The organism is Inediibacterium massiliense (assembly GCF_001282725.1).
In the GTDB taxonomy this organism is placed as follows: Bacteria; Bacillota; Clostridia; order Peptostreptococcales; family Thermotaleaceae; genus Anaerophilus; species Anaerophilus massiliensis.
The window spans coordinates 1,141,724-1,162,446 of sequence record NZ_LN876587.1 but is presented as its reverse complement, the minus strand read 5'-3'; the positions used below and the strand labels follow the sequence as shown (position 1 = coordinate 1,162,446).

The 20,723-nt window shown below is 29.5% G+C and carries 17 protein-coding genes; 13 read left to right on the top strand and 4 right to left on the bottom strand.

Annotated elements, in window-relative coordinates; genetic code table 11:
• Positions 1 to 27: 27 nt before the first annotated feature.
• Together BN2409_RS14155 and BN2409_RS14150 are read left to right on the top strand one after the other, a co-directional pair.
• The gene (locus BN2409_RS14155; protein ID WP_053957260.1) at positions 28 to 822 is read left to right on the top strand and encodes an ABC transporter ATP-binding protein; all 795 of its coding nucleotides are present in this window, start codon (positions 28 to 30) and stop codon (positions 820 to 822) included.
• Positions 816 to 1,481 (top strand): ABC transporter ATP-binding protein, encoded by a 666-nt coding sequence (locus BN2409_RS14150; RefSeq protein ID WP_053957259.1) that lies wholly within the window; start codon positions 816 to 818, stop codon positions 1,479 to 1,481. Before BN2409_RS14155 ends, BN2409_RS14150 begins: the two co-directional genes overlap by 7 nt.
• A 171-nt stretch (positions 1,482 to 1,652) precedes the next feature.
• Here the strand turns inward: BN2409_RS14150 and BN2409_RS14145 are convergent, their stop codons facing one another.
• Positions 1,653 to 2,879 (bottom strand): IS110 family RNA-guided transposase, encoded by a 1,227-nt coding sequence (locus BN2409_RS14145; RefSeq protein ID WP_053954960.1) that lies wholly within the window; start codon positions 2,877 to 2,879, stop codon positions 1,653 to 1,655.
• Between the two features lie 349 nt (positions 2,880 to 3,228).
• Here BN2409_RS14145 and nikA point away from each other — a divergent pair, with 349 nt between their 5' ends.
• Positions 3,229 to 4,839 (top strand): nickel ABC transporter substrate-binding protein, encoded by a 1,611-nt coding sequence (gene nikA, locus BN2409_RS14140; RefSeq protein ID WP_053957258.1) that lies wholly within the window; start codon positions 3,229 to 3,231, stop codon positions 4,837 to 4,839.
• A gap of 252 nt (positions 4,840 to 5,091) precedes the next feature.
• Here the strand turns inward: nikA and BN2409_RS14135 are convergent, their stop codons facing one another.
• Both BN2409_RS14135 and BN2409_RS14130 read right to left on the bottom strand, forming a co-directional pair.
• Complete coding sequence (locus tag BN2409_RS14135) at positions 5,092 to 5,643, bottom strand: SF0329 family protein (protein ID WP_053957257.1); 552 nt, start codon at positions 5,641 to 5,643, stop codon at positions 5,092 to 5,094.
• Between the two features lie 29 nt (positions 5,644 to 5,672).
• Positions 5,673 to 6,020 carry a hypothetical protein gene (locus BN2409_RS14130; protein WP_053957256.1) on the bottom strand — a complete coding sequence of 116 codons (348 nt, stop codon included), beginning with the start codon at positions 6,018 to 6,020 and terminating at the stop codon, positions 5,673 to 5,675.
• Positions 6,021 to 6,182: 162 nt separating this feature from the next.
• Between BN2409_RS14130 and BN2409_RS14125 the strand changes: the two genes are divergently transcribed.
• Positions 6,183 to 7,472 (top strand): RtcB family protein, encoded by a 1,290-nt coding sequence (locus BN2409_RS14125; protein ID WP_330375470.1) that lies wholly within the window; start codon positions 6,183 to 6,185, stop codon positions 7,470 to 7,472.
• 335 nt (positions 7,473 to 7,807) lie between these two features.
• Here the strand turns inward: BN2409_RS14125 and BN2409_RS14120 are convergent, their stop codons facing one another.
• Complete coding sequence (locus BN2409_RS14120; protein ID WP_053957254.1) at positions 7,808 to 8,563, bottom strand: class I SAM-dependent methyltransferase; 756 nt, start codon at positions 8,561 to 8,563, stop codon at positions 7,808 to 7,810.
• Between the two features lie 409 nt (positions 8,564 to 8,972).
• On the opposite strand from BN2409_RS14120, the gene BN2409_RS14115 reads away from it, so the two are divergent.
• The 9 genes from BN2409_RS14115 (at position 8,973) to BN2409_RS14075 (ending at position 20,698) form a co-directional block, all read left to right on the top strand.
• Positions 8,973 to 10,961 carry a toprim domain-containing protein gene (locus BN2409_RS14115; RefSeq protein WP_053957253.1) on the top strand — a complete coding sequence of 663 codons (1,989 nt, stop codon included), beginning with the start codon at positions 8,973 to 8,975 and terminating at the stop codon, positions 10,959 to 10,961.
• A gap of 13 nt (positions 10,962 to 10,974) precedes the next feature.
• A complete protein-coding gene (locus BN2409_RS14110; protein ID WP_053957252.1) occupies positions 10,975 to 13,140 on the top strand; it encodes a DNA gyrase/topoisomerase IV subunit A in 2,166 nt (721 codons plus the stop codon).
• Between the two features lie 525 nt (positions 13,141 to 13,665).
• Positions 13,666 to 15,306 carry a ribosomal protection-like ABC-F family protein gene (gene abc-f / locus BN2409_RS14105; RefSeq protein ID WP_053957251.1) on the top strand — a complete coding sequence of 547 codons (1,641 nt, stop codon included), beginning with the start codon at positions 13,666 to 13,668 and terminating at the stop codon, positions 15,304 to 15,306.
• A 242-nt stretch (positions 15,307 to 15,548) separates the two neighbouring features.
• Entirely contained in the window at positions 15,549 to 16,391 is an 843-nt protein-coding gene (locus BN2409_RS14100) for a TraX family protein (protein WP_053957250.1), read from the top strand.
• A gap of 15 nt (positions 16,392 to 16,406) precedes the next feature.
• Complete coding sequence (locus BN2409_RS14095) at positions 16,407 to 17,090, top strand: response regulator transcription factor (protein ID WP_053957249.1); 684 nt, start codon at positions 16,407 to 16,409, stop codon at positions 17,088 to 17,090.
• Entirely contained in the window at positions 17,075 to 18,526 is a 1,452-nt protein-coding gene (locus BN2409_RS14090) for a sensor histidine kinase (protein WP_053957248.1), read from the top strand. The genes BN2409_RS14095 and BN2409_RS14090 overlap by 16 nt, the downstream gene beginning before the upstream one ends.
• A 79-nt stretch (positions 18,527 to 18,605) precedes the next feature.
• Positions 18,606 to 18,887 carry a hypothetical protein gene (locus BN2409_RS14085; RefSeq protein WP_053957247.1) on the top strand — a complete coding sequence of 94 codons (282 nt, stop codon included), beginning with the start codon at positions 18,606 to 18,608 and terminating at the stop codon, positions 18,885 to 18,887.
• A 123-nt stretch (positions 18,888 to 19,010) separates the two neighbouring features.
• A complete protein-coding gene (locus BN2409_RS14080) occupies positions 19,011 to 19,643 on the top strand; it encodes a DUF3841 domain-containing protein (RefSeq protein ID WP_199873043.1) in 633 nt (210 codons plus the stop codon).
• Positions 19,644 to 19,726: 83 nt separating this feature from the next.
• Positions 19,727 to 20,698: a hypothetical protein gene (locus tag BN2409_RS14075; RefSeq protein ID WP_053957245.1), complete on the top strand. Its 972-nt coding sequence runs from the start codon at positions 19,727 to 19,729 to the stop codon at positions 20,696 to 20,698.
• The last annotated feature ends 25 nt before the right edge of the window (positions 20,699 to 20,723 follow it).

Genomic DNA, 20,723 nt, shown 5'->3' with positions numbered 1-20,723 from the left:
TATTTATGAATAATAAAGGAGAAAGTTATGAAAATATTGGAAGTGAAAAATTTAAATGTTACACTTAAAAATGGCAAAAAGTTAATAGATAATGTGTCATTTTCATTAGAAGAAAACAGTGTTTTAGGAATAATCGGTGAAAGCGGTAGTGGCAAATCTACTACCACAAAAGCTATACTAAAACTTTTAAATGAGAAAACATTTAATTTTTCGGGCAAAATTTTTTTAGAAGGCCAAAATATTAGTACTTTTAATGAAAAACAAATGCAAAAAGTAAGAGGAAAAAAGATAAGTGTGATTTTACAAAATCCAATGACTTCTTTAAATCCTCTTGTTAGAATAGGAAATCAAATGATAGAAACATTAAAATTTCATTATAAAATAAATAAAAAAAATGCATATGATATGGCATTCGAAGCACTTTCCCTAATGGAATTTGAAAATATACAAAGAGTAATGAAAAGTTATCCGTATGAATTAAGCGGTGGAATGCTTCAAAGAGTGATCATAACAATTGCTTTATTATTAAAACCAAAAATATTAATAGCAGATGAACCTACAACAGCTCTTGATATAGCTACTAGAGATATTATTATAAAAGAAATAATGGAGCTAAAAAACAAATTTGGTATTTCAATTATATATATTACTCATGAAAATGAAATTATAAAAAATATTTCCGATGAAATAGTAGTATTAAAAGACGGAAAAATTATAGAAAAAGGGACAAAAGAAAAATTAGTACAATATCCTAAAGAACAATATACTAAGACATTGTTAGAAGGAAAATTAGTATTCAAGGAAAAGGTAAAAATATGTTAAAAGTATCTAAAATATATAAAAATTATGATCATGAAGTATTAAAAGGAATATCATTAAGCCTAAAAAAAGGATATTGCTATACCCTCGTAGGAAAGAGCGGTTGCGGGAAAAGTACGTTATCCCGAATTATATGTGGAATGGAAAAACCTGATAAGGGAAATGTAATTTACAATGGAAAGGATATCTATTCAATAAAAAAAAGAGAATTTAAAAAAATACAAAAAGATGTACAAATTGTATTTCAAGATGCCTACAGTTCATTAAATCCGAGATGGAGTATATATAAATCCATAAAGGAGCCAATAGATAATTATCAAAAACTACGAAAGGAATCTTGTAAGAATAAAATAAACGAACTAATTAAAATAGTAGGATTGGATACAAATGTACTAAAAAGACGACCAAATGAATTAAGTGGTGGGCAGTTAAAGAGAGTTTGTATTGCAAGGGCTATATCGTGTGATCCTAAACTTATTATTTTTGATGAATCAGTCAGTGGTCTTGATATGGAAACTAAACAAGGAATTTTAAATCTTCTTATAGATTTACAGAAGAAAATAAATAGTACATATTTAATGATAACCCATGACATGGAGGTGGCTCAGGCTATATCAGATATTATATTTAAAATGGAGAATGGTAAAATTAGCCTTATTTAGGTTAATATATTAATTATTATTTTAAAAAAGACTTGTGGTAATAAGTCAAGATAGAAAAAGATAGGTTTTGATTAAACTTACAATAATATTTTCTAAAAAAGTCAGCACTTAATAAACCTAAGGTAAATTAGGATTAAAACGAAAGGATTGCGCATCGAATATTATTCGATATTATACACTCCTTTCTGGTGTATAAAGTTGGTGATTGCGTAGCAGCACATCCACCATGCGCACAAATTTTCTTGCAGTAAGGACGAGAGCTCTTTTATGTTGATGCTTAGGAACTTCATGATATTTCTTGAGATAGTATTCTCTATAAACGGGTTCATTTCGCATAAGTGAATTGGCAGCTTCAATCAAGTAATAGCGAAGGTAATGATTTCCCGTTTTAGTCATTGTAGTTCTTTCAGATTCAAAATTACCAGATTGTTTTCGCTTCCAGTAAAGACCTGCATATTTGGCAATTTTGGATTCATTTTCGAAGCGTTGAATTTGACCAATTTCGGCTATTATGCCAGCAGCATAAACAGGTCCAATGCCTGGAATGCTAAGCAATGATTTGGATTCAGGTAAAATTTCAAATAATTGCTGAATTGCTTTATCAAGTTCTTTGATCTGTTTTTTTATGGTTTTAATCATCATAGCATATGAAGCCAAAATAACATCGACTGAATTCTGCATGACTTTTCCTAGTCGATAAGAGTCTCTAATGGCTTTTGAAAGTGATTTCGCAAGCTTTTCAGGATTGCTAAATCGACCACGGCCTTTTTCTTGTAAAATAGCAGCTAAATCCTCTAAAGACATATTGGCGATGTCTTCAAGAGTCATAGAGTCGGTTACTAAGTCCATCATGGTTGCACCAAAGACAGATGTATCAATTTCTTTAGTGAGGGTATTACACTTGTAATAAATATTTTCTAAAAAATGTTGCTTCATTTCAGTCAATTGACCAATGAGCTGGTAACGTGATCTAGTTAATCTTTGTAAAGCCATATATTGTTCTTCTTTAATCAAGGAAGTATTGAAACGATCAAAGCGAAGAAAGTCAGCAATACGATAAGCATCTATTTTATCGGTTTTATCTTCTTCAAATAGGCCTTTAAACCGATGTATAGCCTTAGGATTCATAACAACAACTTCGACTCCTAAAGACTTAAGCTCAGAGTCTTCTGATAGGAAAGTTGAAGGATGAAAGCTGTAAATAGAAGTTGCTTCCATACCGATTATAATACGATCATACCGAATTAGATCAGCGAAATGGCTAATATGTTCTTTGATTTTACTAGCACCAACAACATTATTGGGTAGAGAAACTTCTAGTAAAATTTGATCTTCACTGGTGAGAAAACAAGTATCAAGTTTTTCAGAACTAACATCAATACCAACAAATAATTTCATGGAGAGGACCTCCTTTCTATGAATTTGGAACGGCTTGGATACTGAAACCTATCCCTAGTTACCAACCGGATGGCAACAACCTCGCGTATGAGTATTCAATACTTGTCAATCATAAGCTGCCCGAAGCTACTAACATTCGGTATGATAGGCAAGAGATACAGCTTGTGAGTTTGCAGTACACCTGTTGGCTGGGAGACAGTCTTTAAATGCAGTCTTGCTGCAGGAGAGAACAGCCTTAATCCAGATAGATCCTTATTCCATACTTCTATTATCTAGGAATAGGACTCAATATCCAAGGCGATAGATGAAAATTTTTAACTTTAAATATATTATACGAGGGGAGGAAAATATGAAAAAAAATATCACAATAATGTTAGCAGTAATGCTAGTATTTACACTTATGCTAAGTGGTTGTTCAAGCAATATATCACAAAGTAAAGAAAACTCACTTAAAACTAGTGGGACACAAAAAAGTAAAGAGCTTGTTATAGGATATGGAATTGATGTGGAAGGTGTCAATCCAAAGGACTGTTTTGAAACAAAATATTACATGTTATCTATTGTTTATGATACACTTGTAAAATATGACAATGGGGAAATAAAGCCTAATCTTGCTGAAAGCTGGGAAGTAAACGAAGATAAAACAGAATATACCTTTAAGCTGAAAGAAGGTATTACGTTTAGTGATGGTACGCCATTTAATTCCGAAGCAGTTAAAAAGAATTTAATGGCGATAAAGAATGTATCAAGGTATTGGTGGCTACCTATAACTAAAGATCTAAAGAGTATAGATATTATTGATGATTATCAATTTAAATTAACAATGACTAAACCTTCTTCTGCTGTATTAAGTAATTTATTGCAATATTGTCCGCTTGGAATGGTAGCACCTTCAACAATTAAAGATCTTGATCCTGTAACTATTGAAGGAAGTATAGGAACAGGTCCATACAAACTTTCAGATTATGAAGCCAACAAGTATTATACTTTTGTTCAGAATGAACATTACTGGGGAGAAAAACAAAATTGGGATAAGGTTACGTTAAAAATCATACCAGACAGTGACGCTAGAATGTTAGCTCTTTCTTCTGGAGAGATAGATGTCATAGCAGGATCATTTTTTCTTCCATTTGATACAATAAAGTCAGTATCAGACAATGATAAATTTACATCAAAGACTTCTGATACATTGGTTGATACAAGGAATATTAAAATCAATACAAAATCTAATATATTAAAAAATGCCAATGTGAGAAAGGCTATTGCACACGCTTTAAATAAGAAGGAAATTGTCAACTCTATTTTTTCTGGATACGAAGAGGTTTATGATTCTTGGCTTATTAAAGATTTGCCATATTGTGATGTTTCTTTAAAGCCATACTTATATGATATAGAAAAAGCAAAAAAACTACTTGATGAAGCAGGATGGGTTCAAGTAGATGGTAGTAAATATAGACAAAAGGATGGGAAAGAATTAAAGGTTGAGTTTGGTTGGATATCAGATTTTCAAACAGATAAAGATTTAGCTTTTGCTATAAAAGGATATCTTGAAAATATCGGGATTCATGTAAATGCACAAAGTGCAGATTTGGCCACTTGGAGCAATAATTTCTGTGAAGGAAAATATGATATTGTTATTGATGATATGACTCCTATTCCTTATCAACCATACATTAGTATAAATACTTTAGGTATGGAAAAGGCTGATGGACAATTTATTAGTGGATTGCCTATGAAGGAGGAGCTTAATAAAAATATTAAAATAATAGGGTCTTCAGGAAATGATGAAGAAATAGCAAGTGCTTTTGAATATATATTAACAACAGTACATGATGAAGCAGTAATAATACCTATTGCATCAAAGAAAGAAGTTATTTTGTATAATAACAATAAAATTAAAGATGTTAAATTTGCAAATCTGCCTCAAATGATTGTTCCAGATAATATAAAAAGTAAATAAGATTTATGAATAAGAGATTATTCATATGAATTTAACCATTACTTTAAATCAGAAAGGTATTTATAAAATTTTAGATGCAGATACGATGATAAATGTATTCGAATAATTATAAAGTGCAAAGAAGGATATGGCCTTGTAAAAGCAAGGGAAAAATCAAGAAAATCAAGTAACAGTTACAATATAATAAATAATTATGAAAATACAAATACTACTTCTAATCATATATAAAAAGAGGAAGTAGTATGAGTTATCTTATCTTTCAAAACGTATATTTTCCACGTCTAGCCTCAATTTATAAAATTGTTTTAACCACTCAGGTTGGTCACTTACTTTATCTTTAAGCTTATAAAGTGTTCTTTTACCAATTCTTCTGTCTAGTATTGCAAATAATCTCACAAGAGGATTTGTTGAATTTATGCTCTCTTTTATTGAATGGTGTAGATAAAAATTAAGAGCTATTATGAATAGATAGGCATCAATTATACCTTTATGAATACAAATAGCATCAACATTTTCTTCTAGCTCTTTATTTTCATTATCATAAAGTATTTCATCTCCATTCCATAAACGTTTTGGGATTTTTTGTTCTGCTCTAATTTTATCTGAAATAGGATCAGCTTCTCTATAAAAATCAAATATATTACCACGTACAACTTCTTTTTTATCTATTAATATGGCTATTCGAGACTCATCATCATGAGCTTTTCTATATTTGGTAATAAAATATCTCACTCTACCTCTTAATTTTTCACATAATAAATCTTGTTCTAATTTTTTCTGAATTCCACTCCATGATTGTGCCATATGTACCTCCTAAACAATTTTTGTATAACTTAAACACCATAATGTATAACATATTTATTTTCACTTATAGCCTTTCTAATCAATGTCATAAGATTTGCTAATTCTTTTGAAGATTTAGACCTGCTGTCATTAGCTACAATTTTATAAAAAGCTTCTAATGATTCTGGTGGTATTAATGTTACGCCCCATCTTGCTAGTGCATATTCTGGTCTATTGTAATTATGAAAATACGTCTTTATTAACATTAGTTCATTCCACCAATTATTTATTATATCGTCTTCAATAGCAATACAATTATATTTTTGTGGTTCATATTCTGAATAATCCTTGTTTTGATCAAAGTTGTCTACTATACCAAATTCAGCAACACACGCCATCCTATAGTCACCTCCAACCTTTATAGGTTATGATACCACAAATCAAAATCTAATAGAAGATGGCTATAGAAAATTAGTTTATGAAAAAGTCTAACTGTCCTATAAGTCACCATAAGCTATATATTGTATAAATAACAAAATACAAAATATGGTATTTACAAGTTGAATAATATCATTTATGATGTGTATAAAAATAGTTTTAAAATTTTACAGGGAGAAGGAAATCAAATGATTGAGATAAAAGGAAAATATAATACTGCTAAAGTTTATACGGATAAGCTAGACACTGAGGTTATTTCTCAGGTAATGGAATTATGTAGTCAAGAATTTTGTAAGGATAGTAAGATTGCAATTATGCCAGATACTCACGTAGGTAAAGGTTGTGTAATAGGTTTTACTGCAGATTTAGGAGATAAGGTTATACCGAATATAGTAGGTGTGGATATAGGCTGTGGCATGACAACAGTAGAATTGGGAAGAGAAAATATTGATTTTAAATTGTTAGATGAAATTATTCACAAGTGGATTCCTTCTGGTATGGAGGTTCATGAAGGTAGGAACATAAAATTTCCAAAACTTCAGGAATTATACTGCTATAGGGATTTAAGTCATACAAAGAGAATTGAAAGGAGTATAGGTACATTAGGAGGAGGAAATCACTTTATAGAATTAGACATGGATGATGAAGAAAATATATATCTTGTCATTCATTCTGGAAGCAGAAATTTAGGGAAACAGGTAGCTGAGTTATATCAGAATCTTGCCATTGATTTATGTGCGGGAAAAGAAGATTATTTCAAGCAGAGAGATAGTTTAATTGCGAAGTATAAAAAAGAGGGCAAGAAAAAATTTATTCAAGCTGCATTAAAGGAGCTAAAAGTAAAATATGATAATTTATTACCAAGCTATCCAAAGGATTTATGTTTTCTAACAAAAGAGTATAGAGAGCGTTATCTACATGATATGAGTATTTGTCAGGAATATGCCAAGTTAAATAGAGAAACAATGGCAAATATTATATTGGCAAAGTTATTAGGAAAGAAACTAAATGATTTCAGTTATTTTCATACAATTCATAATTATATAAATTTTAAAGATAACATCATAAGAAAGGGAAGTATTTCTGCTTATGAAGGAGAGAAAGTATTAATTCCCATTAATATGAGAGATGGAAGTATATTAGGTGTTGGCAAAGGTAATCCAGATTGGAATTACTCTGCGCCTCATGGGGCGGGTAGGCTTATGAGCAGAAGTAAAGCTAAGAGAGCTGTATCTCTAGAAGAATATAAAAAGTCTATGGAAGGAATATTCACTACATCTGTAAATCTAGCTACTTTAGATGAAGCACCCATGGCCTATAAGCCTATGGAGGAGATTATTCATAACATACATGATACTGTAGATATTATAAAGGTGATTAAACCTATATATAATTTTAAAGCTGGATCATAAAGTCAATCAAGAGTCAGATGACAATCTGGCTTTCTTTTATTTTAAAGGGTTTTAAGTTCTTTTTTAGTTTATTATTAAAGATCGTATCTGTCAAATACAGCCCATATATAACACAAGTCCTATCTATAAGATAATAATCATAAATAGGACTTCTTTACTTTTTGGATTTTAGTTTTAATTTACATTCTTTCGGAAGGTTTTCTGCCCATGGAAGAAGGTGATCTCAAGAATCATATAAATTCAAATTCCTCTTTATTATCTTTGGTGTATTATCTCATTACAATTTCATAGAATCTATATGTGTCCTATTTGATGGATACAGATAAAAGGTTATTTTATTTACGATATGCTTCAAAAGTAATGATTTGATTTTTATCTGTAGGATATACATCAAACTTATAATCAGAAGAAATAATAATATCTTTAAATCCAATTTTCTCTAGAATTAATCTGAATTCCTCTACGCCATACCATCTAAGTGACAAACGTTCCAATTCAGTTTGTATCAACTGATTGTTGCACCATTTTTCATATCGCAAATGGGAAACTGTATATTGATTAATAAAATTAACTTCGACAAGGGATTCGTTTAAGGTGATTAAGTCTCCGGCAGGAGTACCCCAAGTTCTTGTTGAAGTATATCCAGTATTAAAATTTGATGGCATAAATAGATCTATAATAAGACGTCCATCTATATCAAGATGTTCATAGAAGCATTTTAATCCATTCATAGCATCAATTGAATTTTCTAGTAGTAAAAAGGAGCCTGCAGGAATAATGATTGCTTCATATTTATAAGGTAAAGAAAAAGATTGCATATTTTTCTGATAAAGGTTAGTTTTAAAACCTCTTTCTTCACAATGAGAGTTACATAAACTTAGCATCTCAGAAGATGAATCTATACCACCTACAGTGAAACCTTCTTCTAATAGGGGAACTAAAATACGGCCTGTTCCCACTGCTGGTTCAAGAATTCTTCCTTTAACAGGTTTAAGTCTTTCTTTGTAAAATTCCACATCACCAAAGGAGTGTCCAATAGGCTTATCTATATTGTATACTTCTGTAGAGAGCTTACTATAAAAACTAAACATGTTTTTTCACCTCGATATAATTATTATAATGGAATAATTTACTATATGATTATAGAATAGCATTAAATTTTTAAAATATTAATTTAAGGTCCCTTAAATCAAAGACATATAGTTCATGAAAACCCACCTTTCTATAGAAATATCGTCAAGTTAATAATATCACTTAAGCATAAGGTAATTAAACATATATATTATAAATTTAAAGAGATTTAAGTTTTTTTTAGTTTACTATTGAAGATAGTTACAGAAAATTAGTTTATAAGAAATGATCACTGTCCCATAAGCGTATAATTCAGAACAAACGTTTGCATATTCGGAAAAAAATGTTATAATACGCATATCTAGCTCTGTAAGATTTTTAAGTGTATAAGTAATATATGAATATAAAAGGGTAAGTAGGAGGATACGAATGAGGGGAAAAAATGAATATGGAAATGAAAGCCTTTCAACACTTGAAGAAAAGGATAAAGTGAGACTACGACCAGGGGTAATATTTGGTAGTGATGGGATTGAAGGGTGTCAGCATACAGTAATGGAAATCGTGGGAAACAGTAGGGATGAAGCAGCAGAAAAATTTGGGGATCAAATAGAGATAAAAAGATTTAAAGATGGGTCAATAGAAGTTAGAGATTATGGCCGTGGAATTCCTATTGAATGGAATTCAAAAGAGCAGAAATATAATTGGGAGATTGTATTTTGTATTCTCTACGGTGGTGGTAAATATGATAAAAATGATGGTAGCAATTATCAGTTTAGTATAGGATTAAACGGATTGGGTACAGCTGCAACTCAATTTGCATCTGAATATATGGACGTTACAGTATTAAGAGATGGTTATCAATATGATCTTCACTTTTATAAGGGCGAGAATGTAACAAAAAATAAAGAAGGATACATAAAGTCTAAGTCTGATCATAATTATACAGGAACGAGGATTAAGTGGAAACCAGATTTAGAGGTTTTTAATGATATTGATATTCCTCTTGTATTTTTTCAAGAAACTCTAAAAAGACAAGCCATTGTAAACAAGGGGATTACCTTTACTCTTTATGATGAGGAAAGTGGAGAAGAATTTACATATTTTTATGAAGATGGGATTGCAGATTATGTAAAAGAATTTAACCAAGATATAGGATTTACAGATTTAGCCTATTTTGAATTAGAAACTATGGGTAAAGATCGGGAAGATAAACCTGAATATAAGGTGAAAATGGAGATTGCCTTTTGCTTTAATAATGAAAAAAATCTTCTAGAGTATTACCACAATTCTTCTTTTTTGGAACATGGAGGCTCTCCAGATAAAGCTGTCAAAAATTCTTTTGTTTATGCCATAGATAAACAGTTAAATCAGGAAGGGAAATACAAAAAGGGAGAAAAAAAGATTACATTTCAAGATATAGAAGATAGCTTAGTACTAGTTGTGAATACATACAGTACAATAACCTCTTATGAAAATCAAACTAAAAAGGCAATTACAAATGTATTTATCAAAGAAGCGATGAACGAGTTTTTGAAACAAAAGCTAGAAATATATTTTATTGAAAATAGATTAGAAGCAGAAAAAATTCTAGAACAAATTCTAGTAAACAAGAGAAGTAGAGAAAAAGCTGAAAAGACACGTATTGACGTAAGAAAGAAACTAAGTAAAAAGATAGACAATATTAGTAATAGAGTAAAAAAGTTTGTGGATTGTAGAAGTAAGGATATCTCTAAAAGAGAACTATTTATCGTGGAAGGAGACTCTGCTCTTGGAAGTACAAAAATGGGTAGAGATGCAAACTTCCAAGCCATTATTCCTGTTCGTGGTAAGATTTTAAATTGTCTTAAATCTGATTATGAAAAGATTTTTAAAAATGATATTATTATGGATCTATTAAAAGTTATTGGTTGTGGAGTAGAAGTAAAATCAAAACATTTAAAAGAATTAGCAGATTTTGATATGAGTAAAATGTCATGGAATAAATTGATTATATGTACAGATGCAGATGTAGATGGATATCAAATCAGATGCTTGATTATTACTATGCTATATGTCCTCATACCTACAATGATCGAAAATGGATATGTGTATATAGCGGAATCTCCTTTGTATGAGATTACAAGTACACAAGGAAAAACATATTTTGCATATACAGAAAAAGAAAAAATAAAAATTACAAATAGATTAAGAGGAAAATATAAACTTCAAAGATCAAAAGGATTAGGAGAAAATGAACCAGAAATGATGTGGGAGACGACTATGTGTCCTGAAACAAGAAGACTGATCCAGGTTACTCCATCAGAGGCACAAGCTACGAAGGAAGCATTTGAACTATTTTTAGGAGATGATCTTACAGGAAGAAAGCAATTCATCGAAGAATATGGACACACATATTTAGATAGATCTGATATAAGTTAAGGAAGGAGAAACCATGGATAATAATGTTACACAAATGAATGTAATCGACACTATAGAAAGCAACTATATGCCTTACTCTATGTCGGTTATTGTATCAAGAGCACTACCAGAGATTGATGGATTAAAACCATCTCATAGAAAACTATTATATACAATGTATAAAATGGGACTATTAAAAGGACAAAAAACAAAGTCAGCAAATATTGTTGGACAAACTATGAGACTAAATCCTCATGGAGATCAAGCCATCTATCAAACAATGGTAAGGTTAACAAGAGGGAATGAGACATTGCTACATCCGTATATAGACAGTAAGGGAAACTTTGGTAAGAACTACTCAAGAGATATGGCTTGCGCTGCTCCTAGGTATACAGAGGCAAAATTAGAAAAAATATGTGAAGAATTTTTTAGTGAAATAGGAAAAAATACAGTAGAATTTATACCAAACTATGACAACACAATGGATGAACCTATATTGCTACCAACTACATTTCCAAATATTTTAGTAAATCCAAACTTAGGTATCGCTGTAGGTATGGCAAGTAATATCTGTAGCTTTAATTTAAAAGAAATATGTGATACAACCATTCAGTTAATGAAAAATGAAAATATAGATATTATGACATATTTAAAAGGTCCTGACTTTTCCACTGGAGGAGAACTAATCTACAATGAAAAAGATATAAAAAAAATATATGATGAGGGAAAAGGTAGCTTTTACATAAGGGGCAAGTATAATTATGATCGGAAGAATCGGTGTATTGATATTATAGAGATTCCTTATACTACAAATCTGGAAACAATCATTGATCAAATTACAGAATTAGTAAAGGCAGGTAAAATTAAAGACATTACAGATATAAGAGACGAAACAGATAAGAATGGACTAAAAATTACTATAGATATTAAAAAATCTACAGATGTAGAACAATTAATGTTAAGGCTATTTAAATACACAAAGTTACAAGATAGCTTCAGTTGCAATTTTAACATTTTAGTAAAAGGGCAGCCTAAGGTTTTAGGTGTTAAGAGTATATTATTAGAGTGGATTAATTTTAGAATGGAATGTATTAAAAAAGGACTACAATACGATTATGATAGAAAATCAGAAAAGCTGCATTTATTAAAAGGATTAGAAAAAATACTACTTGATTTAGATAAAGCAGTACAAATTGTAAGAGATACTAAAAAAGATAAAGATGTAATTCCAAACCTAATGAAAGGGTTTGAAGTAGATGAGCTTCAAGCTGAATTTATTGCTGAAATCAAATTAAGAAACTTCAATCAAGAATATATCCTAACGAAAACTAAAGATAGTAAAAATCTTCAAAAAGAGTTAGAGGAATTAGAAGAAACCCTAAATAGTGATGAAAAGATCAAAAAAATAATCATAAAGCAGTTATCAAATGTATCAAAAAAGTATGGACAAGATAGAAAGACTATGATTATTGGGCAGAATAAGATAGAAGAAATCAAGGAAGAAGACCTTATTGAAGACTATGATTTAAAGTTATTTCTTACAAATGAAGGGTATCTTAAGAAAATCTCTTTAGCGAGTTTGAGGGGTTTTAATGAACAAAAATTAAAAGAAGAAGATTTTATTGTACAAGAAGTGGATGCAACAAATAAATCTGAGATCCTTCTATTTACAAATAAGCATAGAGTATATAAAAAGAAAGCTTATGAACTTGAAGATTGTAAAAGTAGCAGCCTAGGGCAATATCTTCAAAATCTATTGGGCTTTGATGAAGATGAGAAGATTATACATATAGTTGCAACCATCGATTATAGTGGATACATGCTATTTTTCTTTAAAAATGGAAAATGTACGAAAATATTATTATCAAGCTATGAAACAAAAACAAACAGAACACAGCTTGTGAATGCTTACTCAGATCGTAATGAATTGGTATGCATGATGAAAATGGAAGAGGAATCAGAATTGGTCGCAATTAGTAATACAAACAAGATACTTATATTTAACACAGATGAAATAGAGGTAAAAACAAATAGAAAATCCTCAGGGGTACAGGTACTCATGTCACAAAAAAGAAGTACCTTAAAAGAAATTAAATCTTTTGAGGAAGTGAATTATAAAAATCCAAATGATTATAGAGAAAGCATTCCTTCTATAGGAAACTCTTTAAGGAAAAAGGACAAAGAAAGGGAAGTTAGGTAAACTGTAAAATACATGATACTGTAGATATTATAAAGGTAATTAGGCCTATATATAATTTTAAAGCTGGAGTATAAAATCAATTAAAGAGTCAGATGAGGATTGAGATTTTTTCAATTCTAAGATCACAGTGTATATCTTTTGTTAAGTGAGGGCTCAAGTAATATTGACAGTAAAGAAAGCAGTCTGTATAATTAAAATGAATATTAAGAAATTTTATTTTAAGAAAGGGCAAGGTATTTGCAGAAATGAAAATATAATTCGCTTTAGAGATTGATGTAAGATGAGAACAGATACAAAGCCTTAGGTAAACCTTAAGTAAAGGTTTTGTTGTCATGCATTTTATTTTAATTTATGAGTGGATAGTATTTTTATAGCTGTGGATAGCTTGTTTTATGTGAATGAAGCATGCAAATTTTGACCTTATATGATCAATTGGATTATAAATGGTTCAAAGTTTTATTAATCGTGCATTAGTTATCGTATAAGCAAAATGCTATCCTCTCCAAAAATAGGGAGGATTTTTTTATGTTATTAATTGAGTGCAATAAGATCAAAAAATATTTTGGGGATCGGTTGATACTAAATGTAGATCACTTAAAAATTGATTCGGAAGACCGAATAGGGATAGTAGGTAAAAATGGAGTAGGGAAAACTACTTTGATGAATATATTAAGTCAAAGGTTAGAGCCTGATGAAGGTAGTCTGAAGTTATATGGAAAATTTGAGTATATATCGCAGCTCGAACCACCCAATAGAAAAAATATAAGTGATGAGATGGCTTCGAAATTCGATGTTGAATCTACTTGGGATGAGAATATGAGTGGGGGAGAAAAGGCAAGATTTAAGTTTGCACAGGCGTTAGATAGTCATAGTATGATGGTATTTGCAGACGAACCCACTAGTAATGTGGACATGGAAGGGGTTGAGCTTATTGAGGAGAAATTTGGAGCATATCGAGGTGCTCTGATTGTTATTTCTCATGATCGAAGTTTTTTAGATAAGTTATGCAATCAGATTCTAGAGATAGAAAATGGCAAAATCAAAAGTTATAAAGGTAATTACAGCGATTATAGGGAGCAGAAGATTAAGGAAAGGGAAAGAGATCAATTTGAGTATGAAGAATATGTAAAAGAGAAGAAACGACTTGGCGAAGTTATGGATCAGATTAAACAAAAGTCTAAAAATATAAAAAGAGTTCCTAATAGGATGGGAAATTCTGAAGCTAGACTTCATAAGATGGGAGGGCAAAAGGCCAAGGCTAATCTTAATAGGGCAGTTAAAAATGCTCAAAAAAGAATTGAACACATGAAGGTAAAGGAAAAACCCAGAGAACAAGAAAAAATTAAGTTAGATATTATGGATTCCAATGGACTTCATAGTAAAATTATTATAGAAGGAAAAAATATAAATAAAGCTTTTGCTAATAAGATCATATTTAAAAATGCAGAATTCACCATTTATAATGGATCTAGAGTGGCATTGATCGGTCCTAATGGTAGTGGAAAAACTACCTTAATGAAGATGATTATGAATAATGAGGATGCCATAACAATTGCTCAAGGAGCAAAGATCGGGTACTTTAGTCAGGATATGAATTTACTCAATAAAAATGCAAGTATTATTGAAAATGTCATGGAGAGTAGTGCCTATCCTGAGAATTTTGCAAGATTATTACTAGCTAGACTTTTGTTTAAAGGAGAAATGATCTATAAGAAGGTTGATATACTTAGTGGTGGAGAGAGAGTAAAAGTTTCCTTTGCCAAGATATTATTACAAGATATTAACTTACTAATATTAGATGAACCTACGAATTATATGGATATTGATGCTATTGAAGTCATAGAAGAAACTCTTAAGGAATATGATCGAACATTATTGTTTGTTTCTCATGATCGAAGTTTTGTAGATCATGTTGCAAATCAAATTATGACAATTAAAGATCAAAAAATAGAAATATTTATAGGAAACTATACGGAATATTTGGCTAGAAACAATAAGTCTACGGATTATCATAAAGAAAAAATTCAAAACCAAGAGATGATATTAAGAAATCGTCTTTCAGAAGTTATAGGAAGATTATCTATGCCATCTAAAAAGGATGATACAGAAGTATTAGATAAGGAATATTATAAAATATTAGGTGCACTAAAGAGACTGAAAGGGTAGATGAATATTTAGAAAGTACTAATTGGAGGTGTTTTACAAAGTAATGGCAATAGATAAATAGAATGTATGATGGGAAACTTAATAAAAAAACGATAAAACCCTCAAGTAATTTCACTTGAGGGTTTTGATATAGAAGGTGGATCATTATAGAACCTTAATTTTAATCTTTTTTTTATAAAACTTTATAAATTCTTTATAATTAGATGCTAGAGTAGATAAAGAATTTATAAGGAGGAATGAAAATGATTTTAGGAAAAAGCAAAGAAGGACTTACAGGATTTCAAATTAAATTTTTAGCTCTTATATTTATGCTCTGTGACCATATTCATTATTTTTTTGAATTTACAGGTAAAGTGCCTATTATATTTTCGTGGATTGGTAGATTAGCAGGAGATTTGTTTTTATTTACAATGATAGAAGGGTACACCCATACTTCTAATAAAAAGAAATATTTTACAAGAATTTATTTAATGGCTGTATTTATGGGATTTATAAAATATGTCATTCAATTTTCACATCAATTTCAAAGAGGGGATGGATTTTACCCTGAGAATGGTATATTTTCAACCTTTGTAATCTTAATCATTATATTTCAGGGAATAGATTATATAAAAGAGAAAAAAAGATTAAAAGGTATGGGATTTATAGTATCTCCATTTATAATATCTTATATATTTCAATTGTGGATTTTGCCAATTATATCAATGCCAATAGCTACATATGTTTATATCGTAGTAAATACATTACTTCCTTCTCCTTTTTTAGTAGAGGGTGGTATATATGTAATTTTGACAGGTGTGATATTGTATATATGTAAGGAAAATAGAAAACTACAATTTATCTCTTATGGGATATTTGTATTAACCTGGATGATAGGCATACCTCTATTATATATTAGACCTATTAGTTTAAAACTTATGTTTACAGATTATTATGAGTGGATGGGTGTTTTTGCTTTAATTTTTATGTTTTTATATAATGGAGAGAAAGGCAAATCTATGAAGAAGTTATTTTATATATTCTATCCTGCCCACATATATATACTATATATTTTATCTTTTTTATTATATGGACTGAAATATTAAAATTTGGAGGTATTTATGGAGACGATTCTCATTATCGATGATGAATTAGATATGGTTATGATCATAAAAGATGTATTAGAGAATAATGGATACAATGTATTAACAGCATATAATGGTTTTGATGGGATTGAATTATCTAAAAAAAGACCAGATTTAATCATTTTAGATATTATGATGCCAGATATAGATGGTTTTCATGTATGTCATACAATTCGTGATTATGTAACTTGTCCGATTTTATTTTTATCTGCCAAAGATTCGGAAACAGATAAAATAAAGGGATTAGCTATTGGTGGAGATGATTACATCACAAAACCCTTTAGCTTAAAAGAGTTGGTTATGAGAGTGAAAGTTCATTTAAGACGAGAAAAAAGATATTTAAATAGAGAGGCTGAAGATTTTTTACAATTTAAAAATTTAAAGATAGACCTTAAAGGGATGATTGTTACAGTCAATGGTAAAGATTTAAATCTTACTAAAAAAGAGTTTGAAATAGTTGAACTCTTATCCCTTTATCCTGGACAAGTCTTTTCAAAAGAGCAGATATATGAAAAAATATGGGGATTTGATGGTATGGGATGTACTTGGACTGTTACGGAACATATTAAAAACATTAGATCTAAAATTTTAACCATGGAAGACAACAATCAATATATCGTTACGGTTTGGGGTGTTGGGTATAAATGGGACTTAAAATAATAAAAGATAAGAGTTTAAAATATCAATTTATAGTAAATTTTATAAAGATCATATTTTTAAGTTTTATTTTATCCATCATAAGCTTTATCATTTATTTTAAAACCTTTGATTATATTTATTACCCAGCAAATTATTATGAAAATCAATTGCCCAGTATTATAGATAAAATTAATGAAAAAAATGAAGAGGTTTTAAATAGAAGTTTTGAAGGTGAAATGAATAAAATTGTACCAAGTCAAGGAATGTTATATCAGGTTTTAGATCGTGAAGGGAATTTAATATATGGAAATATGAAAAAGCCTTTAGTGAAAAACAAAAGGGAATTATATGAAAATTTAAATTCTATTTTAAGATTGGGAAACAATAACTTTGCTAAAGTTATACCTATCTTTAACAAAGATAATGATATGAAGGGTGCTATCATATTAAAGTATCAATTGAAAAGCACTCAGAAAACAAAAAATTATTTAATGCTTAGATTGTATAATTTAATCATATTGATACCTTTTGTATATATAATTATCTTTACAATATTATATGCTAAGCAATTAAGCAAAAAATTAAATAAACCTATAAATATGCTATTAGATGGAGCTGAAAAAATAAAAAATAAGAATTTGGATTTTTATATAAATTACAAAGAGAATAATGAAATTGGAAAGCTTTGTAATGCTTTTGAAGAGATGAGAATTCATCTTAAAGATTCTTTAATCAAACAATGGGATTTAGAAGAAAAGAGACGAGAAAATATAGAAAATATTGCTCATGATTTAAAAACTCCTCTTACTATAGTCAATACTTATTCGGAAGCTTTAATAGATGGCATAGTTCAGAAAGATAAGTTTAAAGACTATATAGAGGTAATCAAAAGAAATAACGAAAGAGCCTTAGTATTATTAGAAGATATGAATAAAATATCTAATATTGAAAATCCTAATTTTATTTTGGAGCCTAGAGAAATTAATATGGTAGAATTTCTAAAGATCAAAGAGAAGGACTACAGATTCTTATGCGAAGGAAAAGGAATAAATTTTAAAATAGATATAATAGATTTAAGAGAAAAAAGCTTTGTGGATCAATTTGATACCAAATCTTTAGAAGAAGTTTTAGATAATATGATGTCTAATAGCATTAGATATACAGAAAAAGGAGACTCTATAAAAATTAATGTCCTATGTAAAGATGATGAGATAGAATTTTGTATTGTAGATACAGGAAGGGGTTTTAGTGATCAGGATTTAAAAAATATTTTTAATAAATTTTATAAAGGAGACAAATCTCGTTCATTTAAAACAGGACATTCTGGTTTAGGTATGTATATTTCAAAGACTCTAGTTGAAAAACATGGAGGAGCAATTACAGCGAAAAATAATAATCCAAAGGGAGCTATTATTGAGTTTCATATAAGGCCTATAAAAAGAAAAATACTCATATAAGTTTTAATATAATAAAAGTAATTTAATCCATCTATAAAATATGATATAATTTTTAAAAAGGTACAAGGTGGTGACACTTATGGATAAAGAGATTTTAGATATTTTAAAATCGATGCAAAATGATATGAAATCGATGCAAAATGATATAAAAAATATCAAAACAACACAAGATGAGCATACTCAAATTTTAAGAGTGTTAGAACATAAGACAAACATTATAGCTGCTGAACAAGAAAATTTAAAGCATGAAGTTGTTGAAATTAATGGAGAAGTAAAGAATATCAGAAAAGATTTAAGTAATGTTGAATTGATTACAGCAAGTAATTGGTCTGATATTGCAAAATTAAAAGCTATAAAATAGAAAGTAAAGCATAACAAAAAATATCTGAGTATAATAAAAGCATTTGATCTTATTAGATTAAATGCTTTTTTAAAATAACTAGGATATGGTTTGAGATTAGAGAAAAGCTGTATGTGTTACTGTATGAAGGCGGTGAGGTTTATAATACTTTGGACGATTCAAGATATAACTGGATATAATCAATTGAAAGAAAATAAGATTTTACGTGGTACAGAAGAATATATTGAGGAAGATTTTAAACGAGCATATAATTGGATGGTTGAAAAAATGAAAGAAAGATTGAAGGCACAAATGCCTGATTTATCAGCATATCCAGTCTGGGCATGGTATCAGTGGATGAATGCTAGTAAAAGAAAGCCTGATTTAAGATATAGTGGTTATGGAGAAAGAGGAACAAAATTATATAGAATTGAATTTGAAATTGAAGATGATAAAGTATTATTATCTGATTTCGATTTATATCATTATGTACTGAATGATTGGTATATACCTAAAAATGAAGAAGATCATAATTTATTCTATAAAGAAATGGAGAAAAATAATATAACACTATTTGATTTACAGGATATGAATAAAAATTCAAAAATACTAGATGAACTGAGATTTAAAGTAGAAAACAGTTGGGATCGAATATTTAATTTAGATAGATATGATGAATATATAGATAATCCTCAAGGTCAAAAATCAATACAAGCTACATTTTGGGAACTACCATGGGAAGAAGTAACTGATGTAAAAGAATTTATTGCTAGATAGGTATCAGAAATGTTTTTCTCAAGCACATATAAAAAACACCCACGTATAATAACTTTATAATAGAAAAGAAGAGAGGTTATAATATGTGGGATAGTAGATATTTAATAGATATCATTACACCGTTTCTACCATCTATGGCTAGAATCATTGTATTAGAGACACCATTTAAAAGACCAGCAGTAGGAATGGTAGATTTAGATGGAGATGGTATCTTAGAATTAATTGGTGCGTATAATTGGCAAGGAGAAAATTATATTATTGTATTAAAATATTATTGTGGCGCTTGGGGTGTAGCAGATATTGTAAAAGGAAAAAATGGAATATATGAACTAGTGTTATGGATTCATGATACTGGAGACGCTTATAAGGACTCAACTACGTATTGGTATTATCTAACAGATGCTCAAATAAAAACAGGTGATATTCAGGAAGCGTTGAAGTCTATTGATAGGGCACTAGAATTTGAATATCCTTATCCATCTAGAGAAGAACTATTAAGGCTAAGAAGACAACTTTGTCAGTATAATCCATTCAAAAACCAAGATGGAATAGATTTTTCATCTGTAAAATATGTTTGTTCTGAAAAAGAAAAAGATATAAAACTTGAAAAGGCTTTAGTAAAAGAATTTGATTTAGACCAATGTAAAGATCATATAAGATATTATTATAACAAAGTAGATCTTAACGGGGATGAAAATCTTGAAGTATTCGCCTATCTCGTAGGCTTTGAGGTATGTGGTACTGGTGGATGTAGTGCTGCTATTTTTAAAAAGAAAAATGAAGAGTATGAGTTATTATCAAGATTTAGTCTTGTAAATAATCCTGTTATTATAAGCAATAGCAAAACAAAAGGATATCGAGATATTATTATGAATGTTTATGGAGGAGGTATAGAAAGCTTTTTTGCCTTAATGAAATACGATGGAACAACATACCCAAGCAATCCATCCATTCAACCTAAAGTAGAACATGGTGCAAAAGTAGAGGGGATAGCTATTATTGCTGATGATATCGCTAAAAATCCTGGCATAGAATTGCAAATGCCTAAAAATTAATTATTACTTAATTAAAATTCAAACA

Bases quoted from the DNA above. Each gene is read 5' to 3' on its own strand.
- BN2409_RS14155 (WP_053957260.1), top strand. From the start codon at position 28: ATGAAAATATTGGAAGTGAAAAATTTAAATGTTACACTTAAAAATGGC.
- BN2409_RS14150 (WP_053957259.1), top strand. From the start codon at position 816: ATGTTAAAAGTATCTAAAATATATAAAAATTATGATCATGAAGTATTA.
- BN2409_RS14145 (WP_053954960.1), bottom strand. From the start codon at position 2,879: ATGAAATTATTTGTTGGTATTGATGTTAGTTCTGAAAAACTTGATACT.
- nikA (WP_053957258.1), top strand. From the start codon at position 3,229: ATGAAAAAAAATATCACAATAATGTTAGCAGTAATGCTAGTATTTACA.
- BN2409_RS14135 (WP_053957257.1), bottom strand. From the start codon at position 5,643: ATGGCACAATCATGGAGTGGAATTCAGAAAAAATTAGAACAAGATTTA.
- BN2409_RS14130 (WP_053957256.1), bottom strand. From the start codon at position 6,020: ATGGCGTGTGTTGCTGAATTTGGTATAGTAGACAACTTTGATCAAAAC.
- BN2409_RS14120 (WP_053957254.1), bottom strand. From the start codon at position 8,563: ATGTTTAGTTTTTATAGTAAGCTCTCTACAGAAGTATACAATATAGAT.
- BN2409_RS14115 (WP_053957253.1), top strand. From the start codon at position 8,973: ATGAGGGGAAAAAATGAATATGGAAATGAAAGCCTTTCAACACTTGAA.
- BN2409_RS14110 (WP_053957252.1), top strand. From the start codon at position 10,975: ATGGATAATAATGTTACACAAATGAATGTAATCGACACTATAGAAAGC.
- abc-f (WP_053957251.1), top strand. From the start codon at position 13,666: ATGTTATTAATTGAGTGCAATAAGATCAAAAAATATTTTGGGGATCGG.
- BN2409_RS14100 (WP_053957250.1), top strand. From the start codon at position 15,549: ATGATTTTAGGAAAAAGCAAAGAAGGACTTACAGGATTTCAAATTAAA.
- BN2409_RS14095 (WP_053957249.1), top strand. From the start codon at position 16,407: ATGGAGACGATTCTCATTATCGATGATGAATTAGATATGGTTATGATC.
- BN2409_RS14090 (WP_053957248.1), top strand. From the start codon at position 17,075: ATGGGACTTAAAATAATAAAAGATAAGAGTTTAAAATATCAATTTATA.
- BN2409_RS14085 (WP_053957247.1), top strand. From the start codon at position 18,606: ATGGATAAAGAGATTTTAGATATTTTAAAATCGATGCAAAATGATATG.
- BN2409_RS14080 (WP_199873043.1), top strand. From the start codon at position 19,011: ATGAAGGCGGTGAGGTTTATAATACTTTGGACGATTCAAGATATAACT.
- BN2409_RS14075 (WP_053957245.1), top strand. From the start codon at position 19,727: ATGTGGGATAGTAGATATTTAATAGATATCATTACACCGTTTCTACCA.